This window comes from Microbacterium terricola, assembly GCF_027943945.1.
GTDB lineage: Bacteria > Actinomycetota > Actinomycetes > Actinomycetales > Microbacteriaceae > Microbacterium > Microbacterium terricola.
The window spans coordinates 229999-248711 of the sequence record NZ_AP027141.1 but is presented as its reverse complement, the minus strand read 5'-3'; the positions used below and the strand labels follow the sequence as shown (position 1 = coordinate 248711).

Annotated in this window: 18 protein-coding genes; 5 read left to right on the top strand and 13 right to left on the bottom strand. The window is 70.4% G+C overall.

Going from position 1 to position 18713, the window contains the following annotated elements:
• Window positions 1-3: 3 nt before the first annotated feature.
• The 6 genes from Microterr_RS01160 to Microterr_RS01135 all read right to left on the bottom strand — a co-directional run bounded on the left by Microterr_RS01160 (window position 4) and on the right by Microterr_RS01135 (window position 5703).
• Entirely contained in the window at window positions 4-408 is a 405-nt protein-coding gene (locus Microterr_RS01160) for a dehydrogenase (RefSeq protein WP_263796620.1), read from the bottom strand.
• A gap of 34 nt (window positions 409-442) precedes the next feature.
• The gene (locus Microterr_RS01155) at window positions 443-1159 is read right to left on the bottom strand and encodes a FadR/GntR family transcriptional regulator (RefSeq protein WP_263796622.1); all 717 of its coding nucleotides are present in this window, start codon (window positions 1157-1159) and stop codon (window positions 443-445) included.
• 131 nt (window positions 1160-1290) lie between these two features.
• Window positions 1291-2064, bottom strand: a complete 774-nt coding sequence (locus Microterr_RS01150) for a 3-oxoacyl-ACP reductase (RefSeq protein WP_263796623.1) — start codon at window positions 2062-2064, stop codon at window positions 1291-1293.
• A 105-nt stretch (window positions 2065-2169) separates the two neighbouring features.
• A complete protein-coding gene (locus Microterr_RS01145; RefSeq protein ID WP_263796624.1) occupies window positions 2170-3543 on the bottom strand; it encodes an aldehyde dehydrogenase family protein in 1374 nt (457 codons plus the stop codon).
• Entirely contained in the window at window positions 3540-4271 is a 732-nt protein-coding gene (locus Microterr_RS01140; protein ID WP_263798854.1) for a gamma-glutamyl-gamma-aminobutyrate hydrolase family protein, read from the bottom strand. The genes Microterr_RS01145 and Microterr_RS01140 overlap by 4 nt, the downstream gene beginning before the upstream one ends.
• A gap of 70 nt (window positions 4272-4341) precedes the next feature.
• The gene (locus Microterr_RS01135; RefSeq protein ID WP_263796625.1) at window positions 4342-5703 is read right to left on the bottom strand and encodes a glutamine synthetase family protein; all 1362 of its coding nucleotides are present in this window, start codon (window positions 5701-5703) and stop codon (window positions 4342-4344) included.
• A gap of 182 nt (window positions 5704-5885) precedes the next feature.
• Between Microterr_RS01135 and Microterr_RS01130 the strand changes: the two genes are divergently transcribed.
• Window positions 5886-7442: an amino acid permease gene (locus Microterr_RS01130; RefSeq protein ID WP_263796627.1), complete on the top strand. Its 1557-nt coding sequence runs from the start codon at window positions 5886-5888 to the stop codon at window positions 7440-7442.
• Here Microterr_RS01130 and Microterr_RS01125 read toward each other — a convergent pair.
• From Microterr_RS01125 to Microterr_RS01115, 3 genes are all read right to left on the bottom strand, one after another.
• On the bottom strand, window positions 7436-8140 hold the full coding sequence (locus Microterr_RS01125) for a hypothetical protein (RefSeq protein WP_263796628.1): 705 nt from the start codon (window positions 8138-8140) through the stop codon (window positions 7436-7438). The two genes, Microterr_RS01130 and Microterr_RS01125, sit on opposite strands and share 7 nt — an antisense overlap.
• Window positions 8141-8189: 49 nt before the next feature.
• On the bottom strand, window positions 8190-8693 hold the full coding sequence (locus Microterr_RS01120; RefSeq protein WP_263796629.1) for an amino-acid N-acetyltransferase: 504 nt from the start codon (window positions 8691-8693) through the stop codon (window positions 8190-8192).
• 134 nt (window positions 8694-8827) lie between these two features.
• Entirely contained in the window at window positions 8828-11353 is a 2526-nt protein-coding gene (locus tag Microterr_RS01115; RefSeq protein WP_263796630.1) for an ATP-dependent Clp protease ATP-binding subunit, read from the bottom strand.
• Between the two features lie 161 nt (window positions 11354-11514).
• Here Microterr_RS01115 and Microterr_RS01110 point away from each other — a divergent pair, with 161 nt between their 5' ends.
• Genes Microterr_RS01110 through Microterr_RS01100 form a run of 3 tightly spaced genes read left to right on the top strand, consistent with a single transcriptional unit; the run spans window position 11515 to window position 13252 of the window.
• Window positions 11515-12249: a hypothetical protein gene (locus Microterr_RS01110; protein ID WP_263796631.1), complete on the top strand. Its 735-nt coding sequence runs from the start codon at window positions 11515-11517 to the stop codon at window positions 12247-12249.
• A complete protein-coding gene (locus Microterr_RS01105) occupies window positions 12249-13022 on the top strand; it encodes a hypothetical protein (protein WP_263796632.1) in 774 nt (257 codons plus the stop codon). Before Microterr_RS01110 ends, Microterr_RS01105 begins: the two co-directional genes overlap by 1 nt.
• Window positions 13019-13252 (top strand): helix-turn-helix domain-containing protein, encoded by a 234-nt coding sequence (locus Microterr_RS01100; RefSeq protein ID WP_263796633.1) that lies wholly within the window; start codon window positions 13019-13021, stop codon window positions 13250-13252. Before Microterr_RS01105 ends, Microterr_RS01100 begins: the two co-directional genes overlap by 4 nt.
• A gap of 20 nt (window positions 13253-13272) precedes the next feature.
• On the opposite strand, the gene Microterr_RS01095 is transcribed toward Microterr_RS01100, so the two are convergent.
• The 3 genes from Microterr_RS01095 to Microterr_RS01085 all read right to left on the bottom strand — a co-directional run bounded on the left by Microterr_RS01095 (window position 13273) and on the right by Microterr_RS01085 (window position 15826).
• Window positions 13273-13983 carry a hypothetical protein gene (locus Microterr_RS01095; RefSeq protein WP_263796634.1) on the bottom strand — a complete coding sequence of 237 codons (711 nt, stop codon included), beginning with the start codon at window positions 13981-13983 and terminating at the stop codon, window positions 13273-13275.
• Between the two features lie 81 nt (window positions 13984-14064).
• Complete coding sequence (cls, locus tag Microterr_RS01090) at window positions 14065-15531, bottom strand: cardiolipin synthase (RefSeq protein WP_263796635.1); 1467 nt, start codon at window positions 15529-15531, stop codon at window positions 14065-14067.
• Window positions 15532-15634: 103 nt separating this feature from the next.
• Complete coding sequence (locus tag Microterr_RS01085) at window positions 15635-15826, bottom strand: hypothetical protein (protein ID WP_263796636.1); 192 nt, start codon at window positions 15824-15826, stop codon at window positions 15635-15637.
• Window positions 15827-15937: 111 nt separating this feature from the next.
• On the opposite strand from Microterr_RS01085, the gene Microterr_RS01080 reads away from it, so the two are divergent.
• On the top strand, window positions 15938-17158 hold the full coding sequence (locus tag Microterr_RS01080; protein WP_263796637.1) for a DUF4192 domain-containing protein: 1221 nt from the start codon (window positions 15938-15940) through the stop codon (window positions 17156-17158).
• Here Microterr_RS01080 and lysS read toward each other — a convergent pair.
• The gene (lysS, locus tag Microterr_RS01075; RefSeq protein ID WP_263796638.1) at window positions 17109-18671 is read right to left on the bottom strand and encodes a lysine--tRNA ligase; all 1563 of its coding nucleotides are present in this window, start codon (window positions 18669-18671) and stop codon (window positions 17109-17111) included. The two genes, Microterr_RS01080 and lysS, sit on opposite strands and share 50 nt — an antisense overlap.
• Between the last annotated feature and the right edge of the window lie 42 nt (window positions 18672-18713).

Genomic DNA, 18713 nt, shown 5'->3' with positions numbered 1-18713 from the left:
CGGTCAGGCGTCCAGCGCCGCGATGATGTCGGCCGGCGTCGCCTGCATGGGGTGCGGGCCAGCGATGTCGAAGAACACCGTGGTGATCTCCTCGCCGTGCACGCCGAGGAAGGCGCGCAGGGCCGCCGGCGGCTGCAGGGCGACCGCCTGCGGAAGCGTCGCGGGCTTGTGCGCCGCGTCGCTGAACAGCAGCAGGGCGACCTGGCCCTGCGCGTCGCGGTAGGTCCACACCTCGCCGACGTCGAGCGGGTTGTCGCGGTCGCCCGGGTTCATCAGCGGCACCACGGTCGGGCCGTGGCGCAGCGCGAACGCGACCGCCGCGATGTCCTGGGTCTGCAGGGCGTCGCTCAGTGCGGTGTTGCGGAACTCGGGCGGCTCCTTCTTGCTGCGCTTCTTTCCGGATGCCACCCGTCCAGCCTAGCCGCGGCCGGCCGGGCGCTGCTCAGCTCAGGAACCCGCGCAGCAGGGCCTCCGACCCCGCAAGATGCTCGCGGACGGCGGCCTCGGCAGCATCCCCCCGCCCGGCGAGGATCGCCGTCACCATCTGCTCGTGCTGGCCGTTCGAGTGCTCGATGTTGCCCGGCAGCAGCGGGAACGTATCGAGCCACAGGTTGACCTTCGCCCGGTTCTCGGCGACGAGGGTGACGAGCGAGGGGATGCCGGCGAGCTCCGCGATCGTCAGGTGCAGCAGCGTGTCGGCCCGGCGGTAGTCGGCCTCGCCCGCCGCGCAGGCTGCTTCGTGCCGCGCCCACAGCTCGGCGCGCGACGCGGCGTCGAGCGTGCGGGCGGCCGCCGCCCGCGCCGCCCCGGATTCCAGCACACGCCGGAGGCCGAGCACGTCCTCGATCTCGTCGGCCGGCACGGTGCCGGGGTCGGCGGGGCGCGGCAGCGGGTCGGCGACGAACGTGCCGCCGTAGCGCCCGCGGCGCCGCTCCAGATACCCCGCGACGGCGAGCTCGCGGATCGCTTCGCGCACCGTGTCGCGGCTCACCGCGTAGAGCGCGGCCAGCTCGCGCTCTGAAGGCAGCGACTCCCCCGGGGCGACGACGCCGAGCCGCACGGTCTGCACGAGCCGGGCGACGGTGTCCTCGAGCGCGTTGCCCTCGCGCACGGGTCGGTAGACCGACCGGTGCACTTCGCGCAGCGGGGCGTCGCTCATGGGGTCCTCTCCCGTCGCCGGTCTGTGTCTGTGACGTCCAACCGTGCACAACGCAGGCAGAATCGCGCTGGGCGGCCCGTTCCGACCCCCCAGCGCACCGATCTGCCTGAGTTACGAACCACGGCGGGCGCTCACAGGGGGGTCACATACGCGTTCGTGATGCCGCCGTCGACGACGAACGCGGTCGCGGTGATGAACGAGGCGTCGTCCGAGGCCAGGAACGCCACCGCGGCGGCCATCTCCTCCGGCTCCGCGAACCGCCCGACCGGCACGTGGACCAGGCGGCGCTGCGCGCGCTCGGGGTCCTTCGCGAACAGCTCCTGCAGCAGCGGCGTGTTGACCGGGCCGGGGCAGAGCGCGTTCACGCGGATGCCCTGACGTGCGAACTGCACGCCCAGCTCCCGCGTCATCGCCAGGACGCCGCCCTTGGAGGCGGTGTACGAGATCTGCGAAGTCGCCGAGCCGAGCAGCGCGACGAACGACGCGGTGTTGACGATCGAGCCGCGGCCGGCCGGGACCATGTGGCGCAGGGCTGCACGCGAGCAGAGGTAGACGCTCTTCAGGTTGACGTCCTGCACGCGGTCCCACGCGGGCAGCTCGGTGGTCTCGATCGAGTCGTCGTCGGCGGGCGAGATGCCGGCGTTGTTGAACGCGATGTCGAGGTGCCCGAACTGGTCGGCGACGCCGTCGAACAGCGCGTCGACGGAGCCCTCATCGGCGACGTCGACGTGCCGGTAGAGGCCGCCGACCTCGCTCGCCGCCGCCTCGCCCGAGGTCGGGTCGAGGTCGGCGATCACGACGATCGCCCCCTCCGCGGCGAACCGCTTGGCCGTGGCCAAGCCGATGCCGCTCGCGCCGCCCGTGATGATGGCCACCCGGTCCTTGAGTCGCTGGGTCAGATCCATCGCGTTCCTTTCATGTGGCTGGCTCCCCCCACCCGTTTACGGACGCGACACGCCGCGTCCCGCCGCGCCGAAGCGGCGTGTCGCGTCCGTAAACGGAATGGGATGTCATTGGGCGTCCGTCGCGTAGAAGACGTTCTTGGTCTCGGTGAAGTGCTCGGCAGCGTCCGGACCGAGCTCGCGGCCCAGGCCCGACGCCTTCATCCCGCCGAACGGGGTCGCGTACCGCACGGACGAGTGCGAGTTCACCGACAGCACGCCGCTGCGCACGCCGCGCGAGACGCGCACGGCGCGGCCCAGGTTCTCGGTCCACAGGGAGCCCGCGAGGCCGTAGGGGGTGTCGTTGGCCAGGCGCACCGCATCCGCCTCGTCATCGAACGGCAGCACGGCCACCACGGGGCCGAACACCTCGTCCTGCGCGATGCGGTCGCCCGGCTCGGCGAGCACCACCGCCGGCGCGAACCAGAAGCCCGCACCCTCGGGTGCCGCGCCACGGAACGCCACATCGGCGCCGTCGAGGAAGGACGACACCGTGTCGCGGTGAGCCGCCGAGATGAGCGGACCCATCTGCGTGGACGCGAGCGCCGGATCCCCCACCCGCCAGCCCGCCACCGCGGGCTCGAGAAGCTCGAGGAAGCGGTCGAAGACGCTCCGCTGCACGAGCAGTCGGCTGCGCGCGCAGCAGTCCTGCCCCGCGTTGTCGAACACCGAACCGGGAACGGCGGCAGCGGCCCGCTCGAGGTCCGCGTCGTCGAAGACGATGTTGGCGCTCTTGCCGCCGAGCTCGAGGGTGACGGGCTTCAGCATCCGAGCGCATCCGGCGGCGACGTCGACACCCACCTCGGTCGAGCCGGTGAAGACGACCTTGTGGACATCGGGATGCGTCACGAACCGCTGACCGACGACCGACCCGGAGCCGGTGACCACCGCGAACAGGCCATCGGGCAGCCCGGCTTCGAGCGCCAGCTCACCCAGCCGCACGGCGGTCAGCGGGGTGAGCTCCGCCGGCTTGAGCACGACGGCGTTTCCGGCGGCGAGCGCGGGCCCGAATGCCCACGACGCGATCGTCATCGGGAAGTTCCACGGCACGATGACCCCGACCACCCCGTAGGGCTCGTGGTACGTCACGTCGAGCCCGCCCGCGACCGGGATCTGACGCCCGCTCAGCCGCTCAGGGGCGCCCGCGGAGAAGTTCAGCACCTGCGCGACGTGGGCCGCCTCCCAGCGAGCCGACTCGATCGGGTGCCCGGAGTTCAGCACCTCGAGCTGGGCGAGCTCCTCCCCGTGCGCCTCCACGACGCGCGCGAACGCGCGCAGCGCGTCGGCCCGGGCGACCGGGGCGAGTTCCGCCCACGCCCGCTGGGCGACCACGGCTCGCGCGACCGTGTCGTCGACCTCCTCGACCGTCGCGCGCGGCACCTCGCGGAAGCCCTGGCCGGTCGACGGATTGATCAGCGTGAAGAGGCCGCCCGGCGCCGTCATGCGTGCACGCCCTGGGTGCGCTCGTGCGCGAACGCCGCCGCCTCCGCGACCAGGCCGGCGAACAGCCGGCGGTCGGCGGCGTTCTCCTCCGGGTGCCACTGCACGCCCACGAGGTAGCCCTCGCCGTCGGACTCGAATGCCTGCACCAGCCCGTCGTCGGTGCGCGCGGTCGCGACGAGCCCTTCGCCCAGCCGGTCGATGCCCTGATGGTGGTAGCTGTGCACGTCGAAGTCCCCCGGCCCGATCAGGCCGGCGAGCCGGGAGCCCTCGTCGATCTCGACGGTGTTGGTCGCGAACACGCCGCCGCCGATGCGGAACCGATCGGTGCCGAGCGCCTCGGGCAGATGCTGGTGCAGCGTGCCGCCCTTCGCCACGTTCACGAGCTGCAGGCCGCGGCAGATCGCGAGCACCGGCATCCTGCGCTCCTCCGCGCCCGCGAACAAGGCGAGCTCCCAGGCGTCGCGGTCGGGCCGGGCCGGGTCGGTGAGCGGGTGGCGCTCTGCACTGTAGAGCTCGGGCTGCACGTCGAGGCCGCCGGTGAGGATGAGGCCGTCGAGCCCGGCGAGCACCGCCGCCGCGGCGTCGTCGGGTGCCGGCTGCGGGGGCAGCAGGACGGCGATGCCACCCGATGCGGTCACCGCGTCGAAGTACTGCTGCGGCAGGAACGCGGCGCGCACGTCCCACACACCCTGCTTCGCCTGCTCCAGATAGGTGGTCAGGCCGATCACCGGTCGGCGGTCGGCGAACCGGCTCGTTGAGCGAGCGAAGCGAGACGAAACGTCGCCGCCGTCCTTCGTGTCAGAGCCGTTCAAAGCCGCGCACCCTCTCCCAGTCGGTGACGGCGGCGTCGTAGGCCTCGACCTCGATGCGCGCCTGGTTCAGATAGTGCTCGACCACGTCGTCGCCGAACGCGGCCCGCGCGATCGCCGACTGGGCGAACAGCTCGGCCGCCTCACGCAGGGTGGTCGGCAGGGTGTCGACCCCGGCGTCGTAGGCGTTGCCGGTGAGCGGCTCGGGCAGCGGCAGCTCGTTCTCGATGCCGTAGAGGCCGCCGGCGATGATCGCCGAGATGCCGAGGTACGGGTTGACGTCGCCGCCGGGCACCCGGTTCTCCACCCGCAGCCCCGCGCCGTGCCCGACGACGCGCAGCGCACACGTGCGGTTGTCGACGCCCCAGGCCACCCCGGTCGGCGCGAACGACCCCTTCGCATAGCGCTTGTAGGAGTTGATGGTCGGCGCGTACAGCAGCGTGAATTCGCGCAGGGTCGCCAGCACGCCTGCGATCCAGTGGCCCATCAGCGGGCTGAACCCGTGCTCGCCGTCACCGGCCATCACCGTGTCGCCGTCCTCCGAGCGCACCGAGAGGTGGATGTGGCAGCTGTTCCCCTCGCGCTCGTTGAACTTCGCCATGAACGTCAGCGCCTTGCCGTGCTGCTCGGCGATCTCCTTCGCACCGTTCTTGTAGATCGTGTGCTGGTCCGCGGTCGCGAGCACCTCGTCGTAGCGGAACGCGATCTCCTGCTGGCCGAGGTTGCACTCGCCCTTGACGCCCTCGCAGTAGAGCCCGGCGCCCTCCATGCCGAGCCGGATGTCGCGCAGCAGCGGCTCGAGCCGCGTGGTGGCGAGCAGGTTGTAGTCGACGTTGTAGTCGGTGGAGGGCGTGAGATCGCGGTACCCCTTGCGCCACGCATCCCGATAGGAGTCGTCGAAGACGATGAACTCCAGCTCGGTGCCCGAGTAGGCGACCAGTCCCCGCTCGGCGAGGCGCTCGCGCTGACGATTCAGGATGCTGCGCGGCGCCGGCACGACGGGCTCGCCGTCCTCCCACTGCAGGTCGGCCATCACCAGCGCGCTGCCGGGGATCCACGGCACGCGCCGCAGCGTCGAGAGGTCGGGGCGCAGCACCATGTCGCCGTAGCCCTTCGCCCAGCTCGACATCGCGTACCCGTCGACGGTGTTCATGTCGACGTCGACCGACAGGAGGTAGTCGCACGCTTCCGCGCCGTGCGGCAGCACCTCCTCCTGGAAGAGCCGGGCGGACACCCGCTTGCCCGACAGGCGCCCCTGCGCGTCGCCGAACGCGACGATCACCGTGTCGATCTCGCCGGCCGCGATGGCCGCGTCCAGCTCGGCCGTGCCGAGCGGCGCCGATGCCGTCATGTCTCCTCCTCAGGGGCCGGAACGAACCGTCGCAGTCGGATGCCGCCCGCCGTCCCGCCGCGCGCGTCACACAGATTTCACATCTAAAGGTAGACAACAAGTACCTTTCAACGCCATTCTCTATCCCAAGACGCGGCTGACCCCGCCGCAGCGACCTTTGCCCGACGAAGCGAGGATCTCTCATGTCCGAATCCAAGACCGTGAGCGGCGTGACGTACACGCATGCCGGGGCCGACTACTTCGAGAAACGTCAGCTCAAGCGCAGCGCGGGAGTATGGGGGCTGTGGGGCCTCGGCATCGCCGCCGTCGTCTCGGGCGACTTCTCCGGATGGAACGTGGGCCTCGGCACCACCGGCTGGGGTGCGATGCTCATCGGCACGCTGCTGATCACGGTGATGTTCTTCACCATGATCTTCTCGATCGGCGAGATGTCGGCGGCGATGCCCCATACCGGCGGCGCCTACTCCTTCTCGCGCGCGGCGCTGGGCCCCTGGGGCGGCTTCGTCACCGGATTCGCGGAGACGATCGAGTACGTCGTCACGACGGCCGTCATCGTGTGGTTCTCCGGCGTGTATGCGGATTCCGCGCTCTCGGCACTGACGGGCGTCTCGCTGCCGAACTGGCTGTGGTGGATCATCCTCTACGTCGTCTTCATCGGACTGAACTCGATGGGCGCCTCGATCGGATTCCGCTTCGCCCTGGTCGTCGCGCTCATCTCCATCGGCGTCATCCTCTTCTTCGCCATCTCCGCCCTCGTCACGGGTTCCGTCGACTTCTCGCGCCTGTTCGACATCGCCCCGACGGAGGGCAACACCGAGTTCCTGCCGTTCGGCGGCATCGGCATCCTGTTCGCCCTGCCCTTCGCCATCTGGTTCTTCCTCGGCATCGAGGAGCTGCCGCTCGCGGCGGAGGAGTCGCACACCCCGGCCAAGGACATCCCGAAGGCGGGTGTCTGGGGCGTCGTGACGCTGACGATCACCGGCCTGCTCGTGCTGTTCCTCAACCCCGCCGTCACCGGCACGGCCGCGATCACGGTGTCACCGGGAGACGGCGATGAGCCGCTCCTCGCCGGCTTCCGCGTCTTCATGCCCGAGAGCGCCGCAGCGGTCCTCGCCTTGTTCGCTCTCGTGGGCCTCCTCGCCTCGCTGCAGGGGATCATGTTCGCCTACGGGCGCAACATGTACTCGCTCTCCCGTGCGGGCTACTACCCGAAGTTCCTCTCGCTGACGAGCGCGCGGTACCAGACGCCGTGGGTGGCTCTCCTCGTCGGCGGTGTCATCGGCTACCTGATCCTGACGTTCGTGCTGATCGTGCTGCCGTCGCTGGACGCGGACGCCGCGGGCTCGGCGACGGGCGTCATCCTCTTCATCGCGGTCTTCGGCGCCGTCATCTCGTACATGATGCAGATGGTGTCGTTCATCGTCCTGCGCAGGAAGTTCCCGGACGCCCGCCGCCCGTACCGGTCGCCCACGGGGGTCTGGGGCGCTGCCGTCGCGTTCGTGCTCGCGTTCGGCGCGTTCCTCGGCATCGTGCTGAACAGCGTGTTCGCCACCGCGGTGATCACGTTCCTGGTGGTCTTCGTCCTCGGGATCCTGTTCTTCGCCCTCTGGGGACGCACCCGCCTCGTGCTCTCGCCGGAGGAGGAGTACGCGCTCTCGGGCGGCGCGCACGGCGACCCGCAGTCGGAGGGCTACGACGCCATGGAGGGCGAGGTGTTCGGCGACAAGCCCGCTCAGTAGAGCAGGAAGGTCGTCGCCTCCAGCGAGAGGATGCCGCCGATCTCGACCGACAGGTTGTAGGTGGCTCCTCCGCCGGAGGCGGTCGGCCTGCTGTCGCTGTCGCAGGTCGACACCGACGATCGGGTGCGGTCCCACTCCAGGGGGGTCGCGCTCTCGACGGTCTGATCGGCCTTCAGCAGCACGATCATGTCGCTGGGCTCGCCCTGGCAGTCGGTGGAGCGCCACCATGTGTCGTCGCCGCTCGTGATGGTGAACACCTGCGTGCTGGTGCCCACGTTCATCGTGCAGTCCTCACCCGTGTTGGTGAGCTTGATCGACAGCTTCGGGTGCTGTCCGCTCGCGTAGCTCTCCTTGTCGGTGACGGCCACGACGTCGATGTCGCTCGCCAGGCACGGCGCGGCGGATGCGGTGGCCCCCGGGGTCGCGGACGCCGACGCGCTCGCGCCGGCGTCGGGGGTGGCACCGGTGGCGGTCGTGGACTCGGGCACAGGCAGCTCATCGGCGCCCGCCTGCTCGGCGACGGTCTCGGAGGTGCTCGTGGTGTCGCTGCCCGCGTCGTCGGCGCTGCCCCGCCACGGCTGGGCGACCACGAGCCAGACGACCCCCGCGATCACGAGCAGCAGGGCGAGCAGCGTCACCAGACGCCGTCGTCGATAGACCGCGGGAGAGTGCCGCCTGCGGCCGGTGGTGCCCGTCATGCCCCCAGGGTAAGCACGCCTGGTCGATGCGCCCGGGCGGCGCGCGGCGTCAGAGCTGCTTGAGCATCCGCGTGTTGCCGAGGGTGTTCGGCTTCACGTGCGCGAGATCGAGGAACTCGGCGATGCCCTCGTCGGGGCTGCGCAGCAGCTGCGAGTACACGTCGGGGTCGACGACCTGCTCCCCGATCGGGTGGAAACCGCGCCGTGTGAAGAAGTCGACCTCGAAGGTCAGGCAGAACAGCCTGCGCAGACCGAGCACCCGCGCCTGCTCCTCCAGCCCGTCGACGATCGCGTGCCCGACACCCCTGTGCAGCCAGTCGTCCGCGACGATCAGCGTGCGCACCTCCCCGAGGTCCTCCCACATCACGTGGAGGGCCCCGCATCCGACGAGCACGCCGCCCTCGTCCTCCGCGACGAGGAACTGCTGCACCGCCTCGTAGAGCACGACGATGTCCTTGCCGAGCAGGATGCGGCGCTGCACGTAGGGCTCGAGCAGCGCGAGGATGCCGCGCACGTCGGCCGTGCGAGCGGGGCGGACGGTGAACGTGCTCATCGGCTCCAGCCTACGGCCCCGGCGACGGGCGGGTCGGTGAGCGAGCGCAGCGAGACGAAACGCGCCGGGGACGCAGAAGAGCGGATGCCGCCCCTCGCAAGGAGGTGCAGCATCCGCTCTTCGTGCGTGTGGCGTTACGCCGCCCCGGCAGCGAGGTCGGGCGTGGCGCTGATCTCGCCGCCGGCGACGACACCGACCGCGACCTTCTCGCCACGGGGGCCGTTCTCGAAGACGAACTCGCCGCCTTCGACGTCGACCTTCACGTGGTCGCCCGGGTTCAGCACGCCGTGGAGGATCTTCTCACTGAGCTGGTCCTCGACCTCGCGCTGCATGGCGCGGCGCAGCGGACGGGCACCGAGCGTCGGGTCGAAGCCGATCTCGATGAGCTTGTCCTTCGCGGCGTCGCTGAGCTCCACCGTCATGTCGCGGTCGAGCAGGCGCTCGCTGAGACGCTTGGTGAACAGGCCCACGATCTGGCGCAGCTCGTCCTTGTCCAGCTGCGGGAAGACGATGACGTCGTCGACGCGGTTGAGGAACTCGGGCTTGAAGTGCCGCTTGAGCTCCTCGTCGACCTTGCCCTTCATCCGGTCGTAGCTGGTCTGCGCGTTGCCCTCGACCTGGAACCCGACCGGGCCGCCGGCGATCGCCGAGGAGCCCAGGTTGGTCGTCATGATGATGACGGTGTTCTTGAAGTCGATGACGCGGCCCTGACCGTCGGTCAGGCGACCCTCTTCGAGGATCTGCAGCAGCGAGTTGAAGATGTCCGGGTGCGCCTTCTCGATCTCGTCGAACAGCACGACCGAGAACGGCTTGCGGCGCACCTTCTCGGTGAGCTGGCCGCCCTCTTCGAATCCGACGAATCCGGGAGGGGCGCCGAACAGGCGCGAGACCGTGTGCTTCTCGCCGAACTCCGACATGTCGAGGGAGATCAGCGCACCCTCGTCGTCGAACAGGAACTCGGCGAGCGCCTTGGCGAGCTCGGTCTTTCCGACGCCGGTGGGGCCGGCGAAGATGAACGAGCCGGACGGGCGCTTCGGGTCCTTCAGACCGGCACGCTGACGGCGGATCGTGCGCGAGAGCGCCGCGATCGCCTCCTCCTGGCCGACGACGCGCTGGTGCAGCGCCTTCTCCATGAAGACGAGGCGGCTGGACTCCTCCTCGGTGAGCTTGAACACCGGGATGCCGGTGGCCTGGGCGAGCACCTCGGCGATCAGGCCCTCGTCGACCACCGCGTGGGTGGCGACGTCGCCCGACTTCCACTGCTTCTCCAGGCGCAGGCGCTCGGCGAGCAGCGACTTCTCCTCGTCGCGCAGCGACGCGGCCTTCTCGAAGTCCTGCTCCTCGCTGGCGCGCTCCTTCTGCGTGCGCACGTCGGCGATCTTCTCGTCGAACTCGCGCAGCTCGGGCGGGCTCGACAGGATCGACAGGCGCAGGCGTGCGCCGGCCTCGTCGATCAGGTCGATCGCCTTGTCGGGCAGGAAGCGGTCGCTGATGTAGCGGTCGGCCAGGTTCGCCGCCGCGACGATCGCACCATCGGTGATCTGCACCTTGTGGTGCGCCTCGTAGCGGTCGCGGAGACCCTTGAGGATGTTGATGGCGTGGGGCAGGCTCGGCTCGGCGACCTGGATCGGCTGGAAGCGGCGCTCGAGCGCAGCATCCTTCTCGAAGTGCTTGCGGTACTCGTCGAGGGTCGTCGCGCCGATCGTCTGCAGCTCGCCGCGGGCGAGCAGCGGCTTCAGGATCGAGGCGGCGTCGATCGCGCCCTCCGCGGCACCGGCACCCACGAGGGTGTGGATCTCGTCGATGAAGACGATGATGTCGCCGCGGGTGCGGATCTCTTTGGTGACCTTCTTCAGGCGCTCCTCGAAGTCACCGCGGTAGCGGGATCCGGCGATGAGCGAGCCGAGGTCGAGCGAGTAGAGCTGCTTGTCCTTGAGCGTCTCGGGCACGTCGCCCTTGACGATGGCCTGGGCCAGTCCCTCGACGACGGCGGTCTTGCCGACGCCGGGCTCGCCGATCAGCACGGGGTTGTTCTTCGAGCGACGCGAGAGGATCTGCATGACCCGCTCGATCTCCTTCTCGCGCCCGATGACCGGGTCGAGCTTGTTGTCGCGCGCCGCCTGGGTGAGGTTGCGGCCGAACTGGTCGAGCACCTGCGAGCCGCCCTGCGCACCCGCGGGGGCCTCGTTGGCGGCGCCGGAGACGGCCGCGGGCTCCTTGCCCTGGTACCCGCTGAGCAGCTGGATGACCTGCTGGCGCACCTTGTTGAGGTCTGCGCCGAGCTTGACGAGCACCTGGGCGGCAACGCCCTCGCCCTCGCGGATGAGGCCGAGCAGGATGTGCTCCGTGCCGATGTAGTTGTGGCCGAGCTGCAGCGCCTCGCGCAGCGACAGCTCGAGCACCTTCTTGGCGCGCGGCGTGAACGGGATGTGCCCCGTCGGCTGCTGCTGGCCCTGGCCGATGATGTCCTGCACCTGCTCGCGCACGGCGTCGAGCGAGATGCCCAGGCTCTCGAGCGCCTTCGCGGCGACGCCCTCGCCCTCGTGGATCAGGCCGAGCAGGATGTGCTCGGTCCCGATGTAGTTGTGGTTGAGCATCTTCGCCTCTTCTTGGGCGAGCACAACCACACGACGGGCTCGGTCGGTGAATCTCTCGAACATCTTCACTCCTCGAGGCGCACCGGGGGCGCCTTACAAACGAGGGTAACGACCGGCCCGCGCCGGTATGCCCGTGTTCGCCAGGGGCATACGCAGGGGTTGACGGCGGAGCGCCGCATCCATATCGTTTGTCGATAATAACGATTACCGATATGGAGGATGCCGTGAGCATCGGATCTGCGAACCTCGGCGAGGCGCTGCTGTGGATCGGCGTGTACGTGGCCGGCTTCCTCCTGTTGACGGCTTTGGCCGTCTGGATCGCCCGACGGCGCGGCAGCCGGACGATCGTCATCGACGCGACGCTCGCGGTGGCGCAGGTCTGGCTCGCCCTCATGGGGCTCGCGCTGGTCTTCGTCGTGGTGCGGGGGGTCACCTCCGATGAGATCTGGTTCGCCGAGCTGCCGGCGACGTTGAACTGGCCGACGCAGCCGGCCTGCGGCGAAGCGCCGGCGGGTGGCGCACCCACCCTCCTCTGCGCATCCGTGGACTCGGTCGGCGCGACGATCGCCCACCTCGGCATCGGCACCCGGATCGTGCTCGCCCTGGGAGATCTGCTCGGCCTGGTCGTCGCGGCCGTCCCGGCGGTGCTCGTGATCATCGTCTGCCGCCAGATGCTGAAGGGCGCACCCTTCGCGCAGCTCGCCGCCCGCGCGTTCTTCGTCGCAGCGATCGTCGTCCTGGTCGCGGGCATCGGCGCGGAGCTGACCACCTCGATCGGGCGTTCCCTCGCCGCGTCCGCCGCGCTTCCGCCACCGGGCGGTGGCGAGCTGACCGCGACGGGGACCTTCCGGCTCACGGCGCCGCTCTGGCCGGTCGGCGCCGCACTCGTGCTCGGCGCGCTCGGGGCGATCTTCCGGCACGGCGCGGTGCTCCAGCGCGAGACGGAAGGACTCGTCTGATGAGCGGCTTCTCGTGGTTCCACCTCGCCATCGCGGCGGGCGTCGTCCTCCTCCTAGTCGGCGTGATCGTCCTGTTCGCGCGAGCGGGGCTCCGCCGCGGGCGTGCGGCGGGGTCCGACAGCTCTTCGCCGGTGGTCAGCGTCACGCTCAGCCTCGCGGCGATCTGGGCGGGGTTCGCCGTCATCGGCGCTGCCATCGCCGTGCTGACCACGCTGCTCCAGCCGCAGGTGCAGATCACGGTGCCCGTGCAGGAGTTCTGGCCCGCGCTGCCTGAGGGCACCGTGGTCGAAGGCACCCCGGCCACCCGGGTCGGCGGCGGCTTCACCTCGGCCGGTCTGCTCGTCGACGGGCTGAGCACCGGCGCCCGCGTGTGCTGGGCGATCTCGCAGGCGCTCGGCTGGCTCGTACCAGGCGCGATCGCGGGGCTGATCGCGGTGGCGTGCTTCCAGCTGCTCGCGGGGCGGGCGTTCGCGCCGGTCGTCGCGCGGATGGCGATGGTGACGGCCGTCGTGGTGATGGTGGGCGGCATCGCCGCCCAGGTGCTCGGCGACATCGCGGGGTCCATGGCCGCTGCGGAAGTCCTGCAGTGGACCAGTGCGGAGTACGAGGAGGTCGCCGGCATCGAGGACGTCCTGCAGGCGTGGTGGCCGCAGCCGGGCTTCGGCATCACCTTCCCGTTCTGGCCGATCGCCGCGGGCCTCGCATTCGCGGCGCTGGCAGCGGTCTTCCGCTACGGATCCGCTCTGCAGCGCGACACGGAGGGCCTCGTGTGACTCCCGCAGACGACGATGAGGCCACCGGCGTCCACTGCCGGCTCGACGAGCTGCTCGCCGAGCGCGGGATGACACTCGCCCACCTCTCGGAGCTGGTCGGGGTGTCCGTCGTGAACCTGTCGGTGCTCAAGAACGATCGCGCCCGCGCGATCCGGTACTCGACCCTCTCGGCGATCTGCCGCGCCCTCGACTGCGAGATCGGCGACCTGCTGGTCCGCGCCGACCGGTAGCCGCAGCATCCCGCCCCGGGTCAGCGCTCGCCGAGGATCGGCACGCGGACGTTGTCGAACTCGTCGCCGAGCATCACCAGGAACGCGTCGTCGTCCTCCTCGAGCTCGGGGGCATCGGAGACGAGCGCGCGCGGGCCGATGTCCATCGTGCAGACCTGATCGTCCGGCACCTCTGCGAACGTCGCCGTCAGCTCCGCGGCTCCGGTCGCCTCGATCTTCTCCAGCACAGGTACGCACGTCGACGAGCCCCAGCTGAGGATCACGATCAGGTCGTCCGCCCAGCCTGCGCTCGGGAGGTTGTCGGTCATCCCGCCTGGGCCGGCGAGCGCCGCGTCGCCCTCGAGCTCGTCGCTGGACTCGATGGCTCCGGATACGGCGATCGTGACGTCCTTCCCGACGTCGAGACTCTCGGGCGTCGTGATGAGCGTGACGCGCGCCGCCATGTCGGCCGTGCAGGCATCGGCCTCCGCGTCGATCAGGGCGACCCGCACGATCTGCCCCTCCGCCGAGACGCCGTCCACGGTGGGCACGCACGTCGACGAGCCCCACGTCACGAGGCCGATCATCCGGCCGTCGTCGAGCCAGGCGGCGTCCAGCTCGGCGCTCTCGCCGACGCCCTCGGACGGCGCGACGAGCCCGGTTCCCGATCCCGACCCCGGCACGCCGGTGGCGCACGCGCTCACCAGCGCGATGATCGAGAGGACGAGGGATGCTGCCGCCACACGCTTCATGACCACGATCCTGCCGGGTGCGCCCGCGAAGCGCCTCACAACCCGGTCACAACCCGATAACGGCGGGTACCCGCATCCGCGCTACTGGAGAGCAGAGGTGAGGCGGGCGAGATTGTCGAGCACCGTCGAGCGCAGCGGCTGCTTCTCCCACTCCTCCAGGGTCAGCTCGCGCGAGAGCGACCGGTAGGTGTCTTCGACCTCGCGCATCTCGGCGATGAACTCCCCGCCGCGCACGAGCATCGAGATCTCGAGGTTGAGGCCGAAAGAGCGCATGTCCATGTTGCTCGACCCGATGATCGCCACCTCATCGTCGATCGTCATCGACTTGGAGTGCAGGATGTACGGCCTGCGGTACATCCAGATCTTCACGCCCGCCCGCAGGAGCGCCTCGTAGTAGCTGCGCTGCGCGTGGTAGACGAGGGCCTGATCGCCCTCCTCGGAGACGAACAGCTCGACGGCGACCCCGCGCTGGCAGGCGGTGGTGACCGCAAGGAGCAGGGCCTCGTCCGGCACGAAGTAGGGGCTGACGATGTTGATCTTGTGCTGGGCGGCGTAGAGCAGGCCGGAGAAGAGCTTGAGGTTGTTCTGGAACTCGAACCCCGGGCCCGACGGCACGATCTGGCAGTCCAGGTCGCCCGGGCCGGGGTGCACCTCGCTCAGGTAGTCCTGATCGGTGAGCGCCTCGTTGGTCTCGCTGTACCAGTCGGAGAGGAACACGGCGTTGATGGACGAGACGACCGGTCCCTCGATCCGCGCCATCAGGTCGACCCAGTGCAGCCCGCGCTTGATGTTCTTGCGCAGGTTGTACGTGGAGTCGGTGACGTTCTGCGAGCCCGTGAACGCGACGCGCCCGTCGACGACGAGGAGCTTGCGGTGGTTGCGCAGGTCGGGGCGCTGGTACTTGCCCTTGAGGGGCTGCACCGGCAGCATCAGCTGCCACTGCGCGCCCATCGCGTCGAGCCGCGCCAGCGTCTTCTTGTAGAACGGCTTGTTGCGGTTCGCCCAGTGGTCGAGCAGCACGCGCACCGTCACGCCGCGGGCAGTGACCTCCTCCATCGCACGGAAGAAGTTGTCGGTCGATTCGTCGGACTGGAAGATGTAGAACTCGACGTGCACGTACTTCTGGGCGGCGCGGATCGCGTCGGCCATCGCGTCCAGGCTCTTCTGGTAGTCGGGGATGAGGTGCGCGGCGTTGTCACCGGCCAGCGGCATCGCTCCGAGATTCCGGTTGAGGGTCACCAGCGACGTGAACCAGCCGGGCGCGTGCGGGCGCAGGGTGCCGAAGTCGAGGTCGCGGCTCGCCGCACGGATGTAGCCGTTGATCTGCTCCTGCGTCTTGCGGCGCTTGCGCGGCAGCCGCGGGGTGCCGATGAGCAGGAAGAGCAGCACGCCGATGAGCGGGATGAAGTAGATCGCGAGCAGCCAGGCCATGGCCGCCGTCGGGCGCCGGTTGCGGGGGACGACGATGATCGCGGCGACGCGGATCACCAGGTCGACGACGAACACGGTGATCAGCCACCACGACGCGTCGAACGTGATGTTGATCACTCGCGCTCCCCTCTGCGCGCCCCGAAGGCGTGAGGCCAGCGTAGTGCCGTGCGCCGACGGCCCTGTCGGGGCGCGCCCCGCCTGGGCGGGCGGGGAGGACGCGTCAGTGGTCGGATGCGGCCGGCGCGGCGGGAGGGAGGCCGCGGCGGGCGCGCTCCTCGGCCTCGATCCGTGCGTATTCGCGGCGCTCGGTGCGGTCGGCGCGGACGATGCCGCGCAGCACGAAGAAGAAGATCGCGCTCACGACGAGAGTGGGGAGGAGCGACCAGGCGACCGCGGCCCAGTAGGTGTCCATGGCTCCATCCTACGTGGCGCTGGTTCCTCCCCAGCCAGCCGATCCCGACCGGCTCTGCACGGTGTGCGCTGCGCGGCCCCACGCGCTCGACGCCACCGGCATGGTCGGTGCATGACCCGCATCGTCACCGCCGCGAACCCCGCGCAGTTCCTCGCCCTCGTGCCGCATCTGCTCGGATGCATCCCCCGCCGGAGCCTCGTGCTGGTGCCGTTCAGCGGCAGTCGCACGCTCGGCGCCCTGAGACTCGACCTGCCCGAGACCGACGACCCTGGTGAGCTCGACAGCCTCTCGGCGACGTTCATCGGCATGGTGTGCCGCGTGGAGGGAGCGGATGCTGTCGCCGCCATCGTCTACACCGACGAGGTGTTCGCCCCTGACTCGTCGATGCCGCATGCCCGGCTGCTCGCGGCGCTCGAGCTGCGGGCAGACGAGTGCGGTGTCCGCGTGGTCGACCTGCTCTGCGTCGCGGCGGACGGCTGGGGGTCCCGCCGCGACCCGCAGTGCCCGGACGAGGGCCGGTCTCTCGACCTGATCGCGGTGGAGGGGGTCGACGACCGACCGCCCGCATCCGGCGATCAGGAGAGCGGGGCCACGCTGCCCGCCGGCGATGACGCGGCGTCAGCGCGCGTCGCCGCCGCGCTCGACGAGCTCGGCGCGGCAGTGACCCTGCTCTGCCGTCCGGCCGCTGCGGGCGAACGGGCGACGCGCGAGCCGACCGCCGGCGCCGCCGAGGAGTCGGGCGACCCCGCCGAGCCGGGCGATCCCGCCCGCGTGAATCCACAGGCGCTGGCCGCCGTGTGCGCGCTGGATGATGTGCCGACGCTCTTCGAGGACGCACTCCGGTGGGACGCCGACGATCTCGACGCGTTCCCTGCTGCGCTGCTCATCTGGTGCCTCGCGCGTCCCGCGCTGCGCGACATCGCGCTGTCGCAGTGGGCGGGCGGCTTCGACGCGGGCGAGGAGGCGCTCGCCGCGCAGCTGCGGTGGGAGTCCGGGGCCGAGTACCCCGAGCGACTCGCCATGCGCATGTGGGGCGAAGGCGAGCGGCCAGATGCGCAGCGCCTCCGCGGCGCGCTGACGCTCGCGCGCGCCCTCGCCGTCGCCGCTCCCCGCGAACTGCGCCCCGGTGCGCTCGCCACCTGTGCCTGGCTCGCGTGGGCGCTCGGACGCTCCAGTCACGCGGCGCGCTACGCCCAGTGGGCGGGCGAGATCGACCCCGCGCACGGTCTGGCCGAGATCGTGTCGTCGTTCGTGGCCGCCGGGCATCTGCCCGACTGGGCCTTCACTTCACGAGGGGGAAGAGGATCGTCTCGCGGATCCCGAGGCCGGTGATGGCCATGAGCAGGCGGTCGATCCCCATGCCCATGCCGCCGGTCGGGGGCATGCCGTGCTCGAGGGCGCGCAGGAACTCCTCGTCGATGCGCATGGCCTCGACGTCGCCGCGGGCGGCGAGCTTCGCCTGCTCGACGAACCGCTCGCGCTGGATCACCGGGTCGACGAGCTCCGAGTATCCGGTGGCGAGTTCGAATCCGCGGACGTACAGGTCCCACTTCTCCACAACCCCGGCGATCGAGCGGTGCTCGCGCACCAGCGGGCTGGTGTCCAGGGGGAAGTCCATGACGAAGGTCGGCCGGGTGAGGCCGGGCTTGACGAAGTGCTCCCAGAGCTCTTCGACGTACTTGCCGTGGGTCGCGTGCGGCGGCGCATCGACACCCACCTCGGCCGCGAACGCGGCGAGCTCGTCGAGCGACGTCTCGGGCGTGACCTCGCGGCCGGACGCCTCCGACAGCGACCCGTACATCGAGAGGCGGTCCCATTCGCCGCCCAGGTCGTAGACGGTGCCGTCGGCCCACGTCACGGTCGTGGAGCCCGTCACCGCGATCGCGGCCTTCTGGATGAGCTCCTGCGTGAGGTCGGCGATGCCGTTGTAGTCCGAATACGCCTGGTACGCCTCGAGCATCGCGAACTCGGGGCTGTGGGTCGAGTCCGCGCCCTCGTTGCGGAAGTTGCGGTTGATCTCGTACACCCGGTCGATGCCGCCGACGACGGCGCGCTTCAGGTACAGCTCGGGCGCGATGCGCAGGAACAGCTCGGCGTCGAACGCGTTCGAGTGCGTGACGAACGGACGGGCCGACGCTCCACCGTGCTGCACCTGCAGCATCGGGGTCTCGACCTCGAGGAAGCCGTGCTCGGTGAACGTGTCGCGCAGGCTCCGGTTGACGGCGGCGCGGGCGACCACGGTCTCCCTGGCGCGGTCGCGCACGATGAGATCGAGGAAGCGGCTGCGCACGCGGCTCTCCTCGCTCAGCTCGGCGTACACGTTCGGCAGCGGCAGCACGGCCTTCGCCGCGATCGCCCAGTCAGAGACCATGATCGACAGCTCGCCGCGACGACTGGAGATCACCTCGCCGCTCACGAACACGTGGTCGCCGAGGTCGACGAGCTCCTTCCACGCCTGCAGCGACTCGTCGCCGACGTTCGCGAGCGAGACCATCGCCTGGATGCGGCTGCCGTCTCCCGCCTGCAGCGACGCGAAGCAGAGCTTGCCGGTGTTGCGGCTGAACACGATCCGGCCCGCGACACCCGCGGTCACACCCGTCTCAGCGCCCGCCTCCAGCTCGCCGTACTCCGCGCGCAGCGCGGGGATGGTGGTCGTGATCGGCAGGCTGACCGGGTACGCGCCGCCGGCGGCATCCGCACGCTCGGCGATCAGCCGCTCGCGCTTGGCCAGACGCACGGCCTTCTGCTCGAAGACGTCGGCGAGCTCGGCGTCGCTCGGGTCGGTCGGGTCCGCGACGGCGGTCGGGTCGGTGGCGCCGGACGCGGGCGCGGTCGTATCGGTCATGCGGCGGGGCTCCTCGGAAGTCCCGTCAATCCTACCGGCGGC

Bases quoted from the DNA above. Each gene is read 5' to 3' on its own strand.
- Microterr_RS01155 (WP_263796622.1), bottom strand. From the start codon at position 1,159: ATGAGCGACGCCCCGCTGCGCGAAGTGCACCGGTCGGTCTACCGACCC.
- Microterr_RS01150 (WP_263796623.1), bottom strand. From the start codon at position 2,064: ATGGATCTGACCCAGCGACTCAAGGACCGGGTGGCCATCATCACGGGC.
- Microterr_RS01145 (WP_263796624.1), bottom strand. From the start codon at position 3,543: ATGACGGCGCCGGGCGGCCTCTTCACGCTGATCAATCCGTCGACCGGC.
- Microterr_RS01135 (WP_263796625.1), bottom strand. From the start codon at position 5,703: ATGACGGCATCGGCGCCGCTCGGCACGGCCGAGCTGGACGCGGCCATC.
- Microterr_RS01130 (WP_263796627.1), top strand. From the start codon at position 5,886: ATGTCCGAATCCAAGACCGTGAGCGGCGTGACGTACACGCATGCCGGG.
- Microterr_RS01125 (WP_263796628.1), bottom strand. From the start codon at position 8,140: ATGACGGGCACCACCGGCCGCAGGCGGCACTCTCCCGCGGTCTATCGA.
- Microterr_RS01120 (WP_263796629.1), bottom strand. From the start codon at position 8,693: ATGAGCACGTTCACCGTCCGCCCCGCTCGCACGGCCGACGTGCGCGGC.
- Microterr_RS01115 (WP_263796630.1), bottom strand. From the start codon at position 11,353: ATGTTCGAGAGATTCACCGACCGAGCCCGTCGTGTGGTTGTGCTCGCC.
- Microterr_RS01105 (WP_263796632.1), top strand. From the start codon at position 12,249: ATGAGCGGCTTCTCGTGGTTCCACCTCGCCATCGCGGCGGGCGTCGTC.
- Microterr_RS01095 (WP_263796634.1), bottom strand. From the start codon at position 13,983: ATGAAGCGTGTGGCGGCAGCATCCCTCGTCCTCTCGATCATCGCGCTG.
- Microterr_RS01085 (WP_263796636.1), bottom strand. From the start codon at position 15,826: ATGGACACCTACTGGGCCGCGGTCGCCTGGTCGCTCCTCCCCACTCTC.
- Microterr_RS01080 (WP_263796637.1), top strand. From the start codon at position 15,938: ATGACCCGCATCGTCACCGCCGCGAACCCCGCGCAGTTCCTCGCCCTC.
- lysS (WP_263796638.1), bottom strand. From the start codon at position 18,671: ATGACCGATACGACCGCGCCCGCGTCCGGCGCCACCGACCCGACCGCC.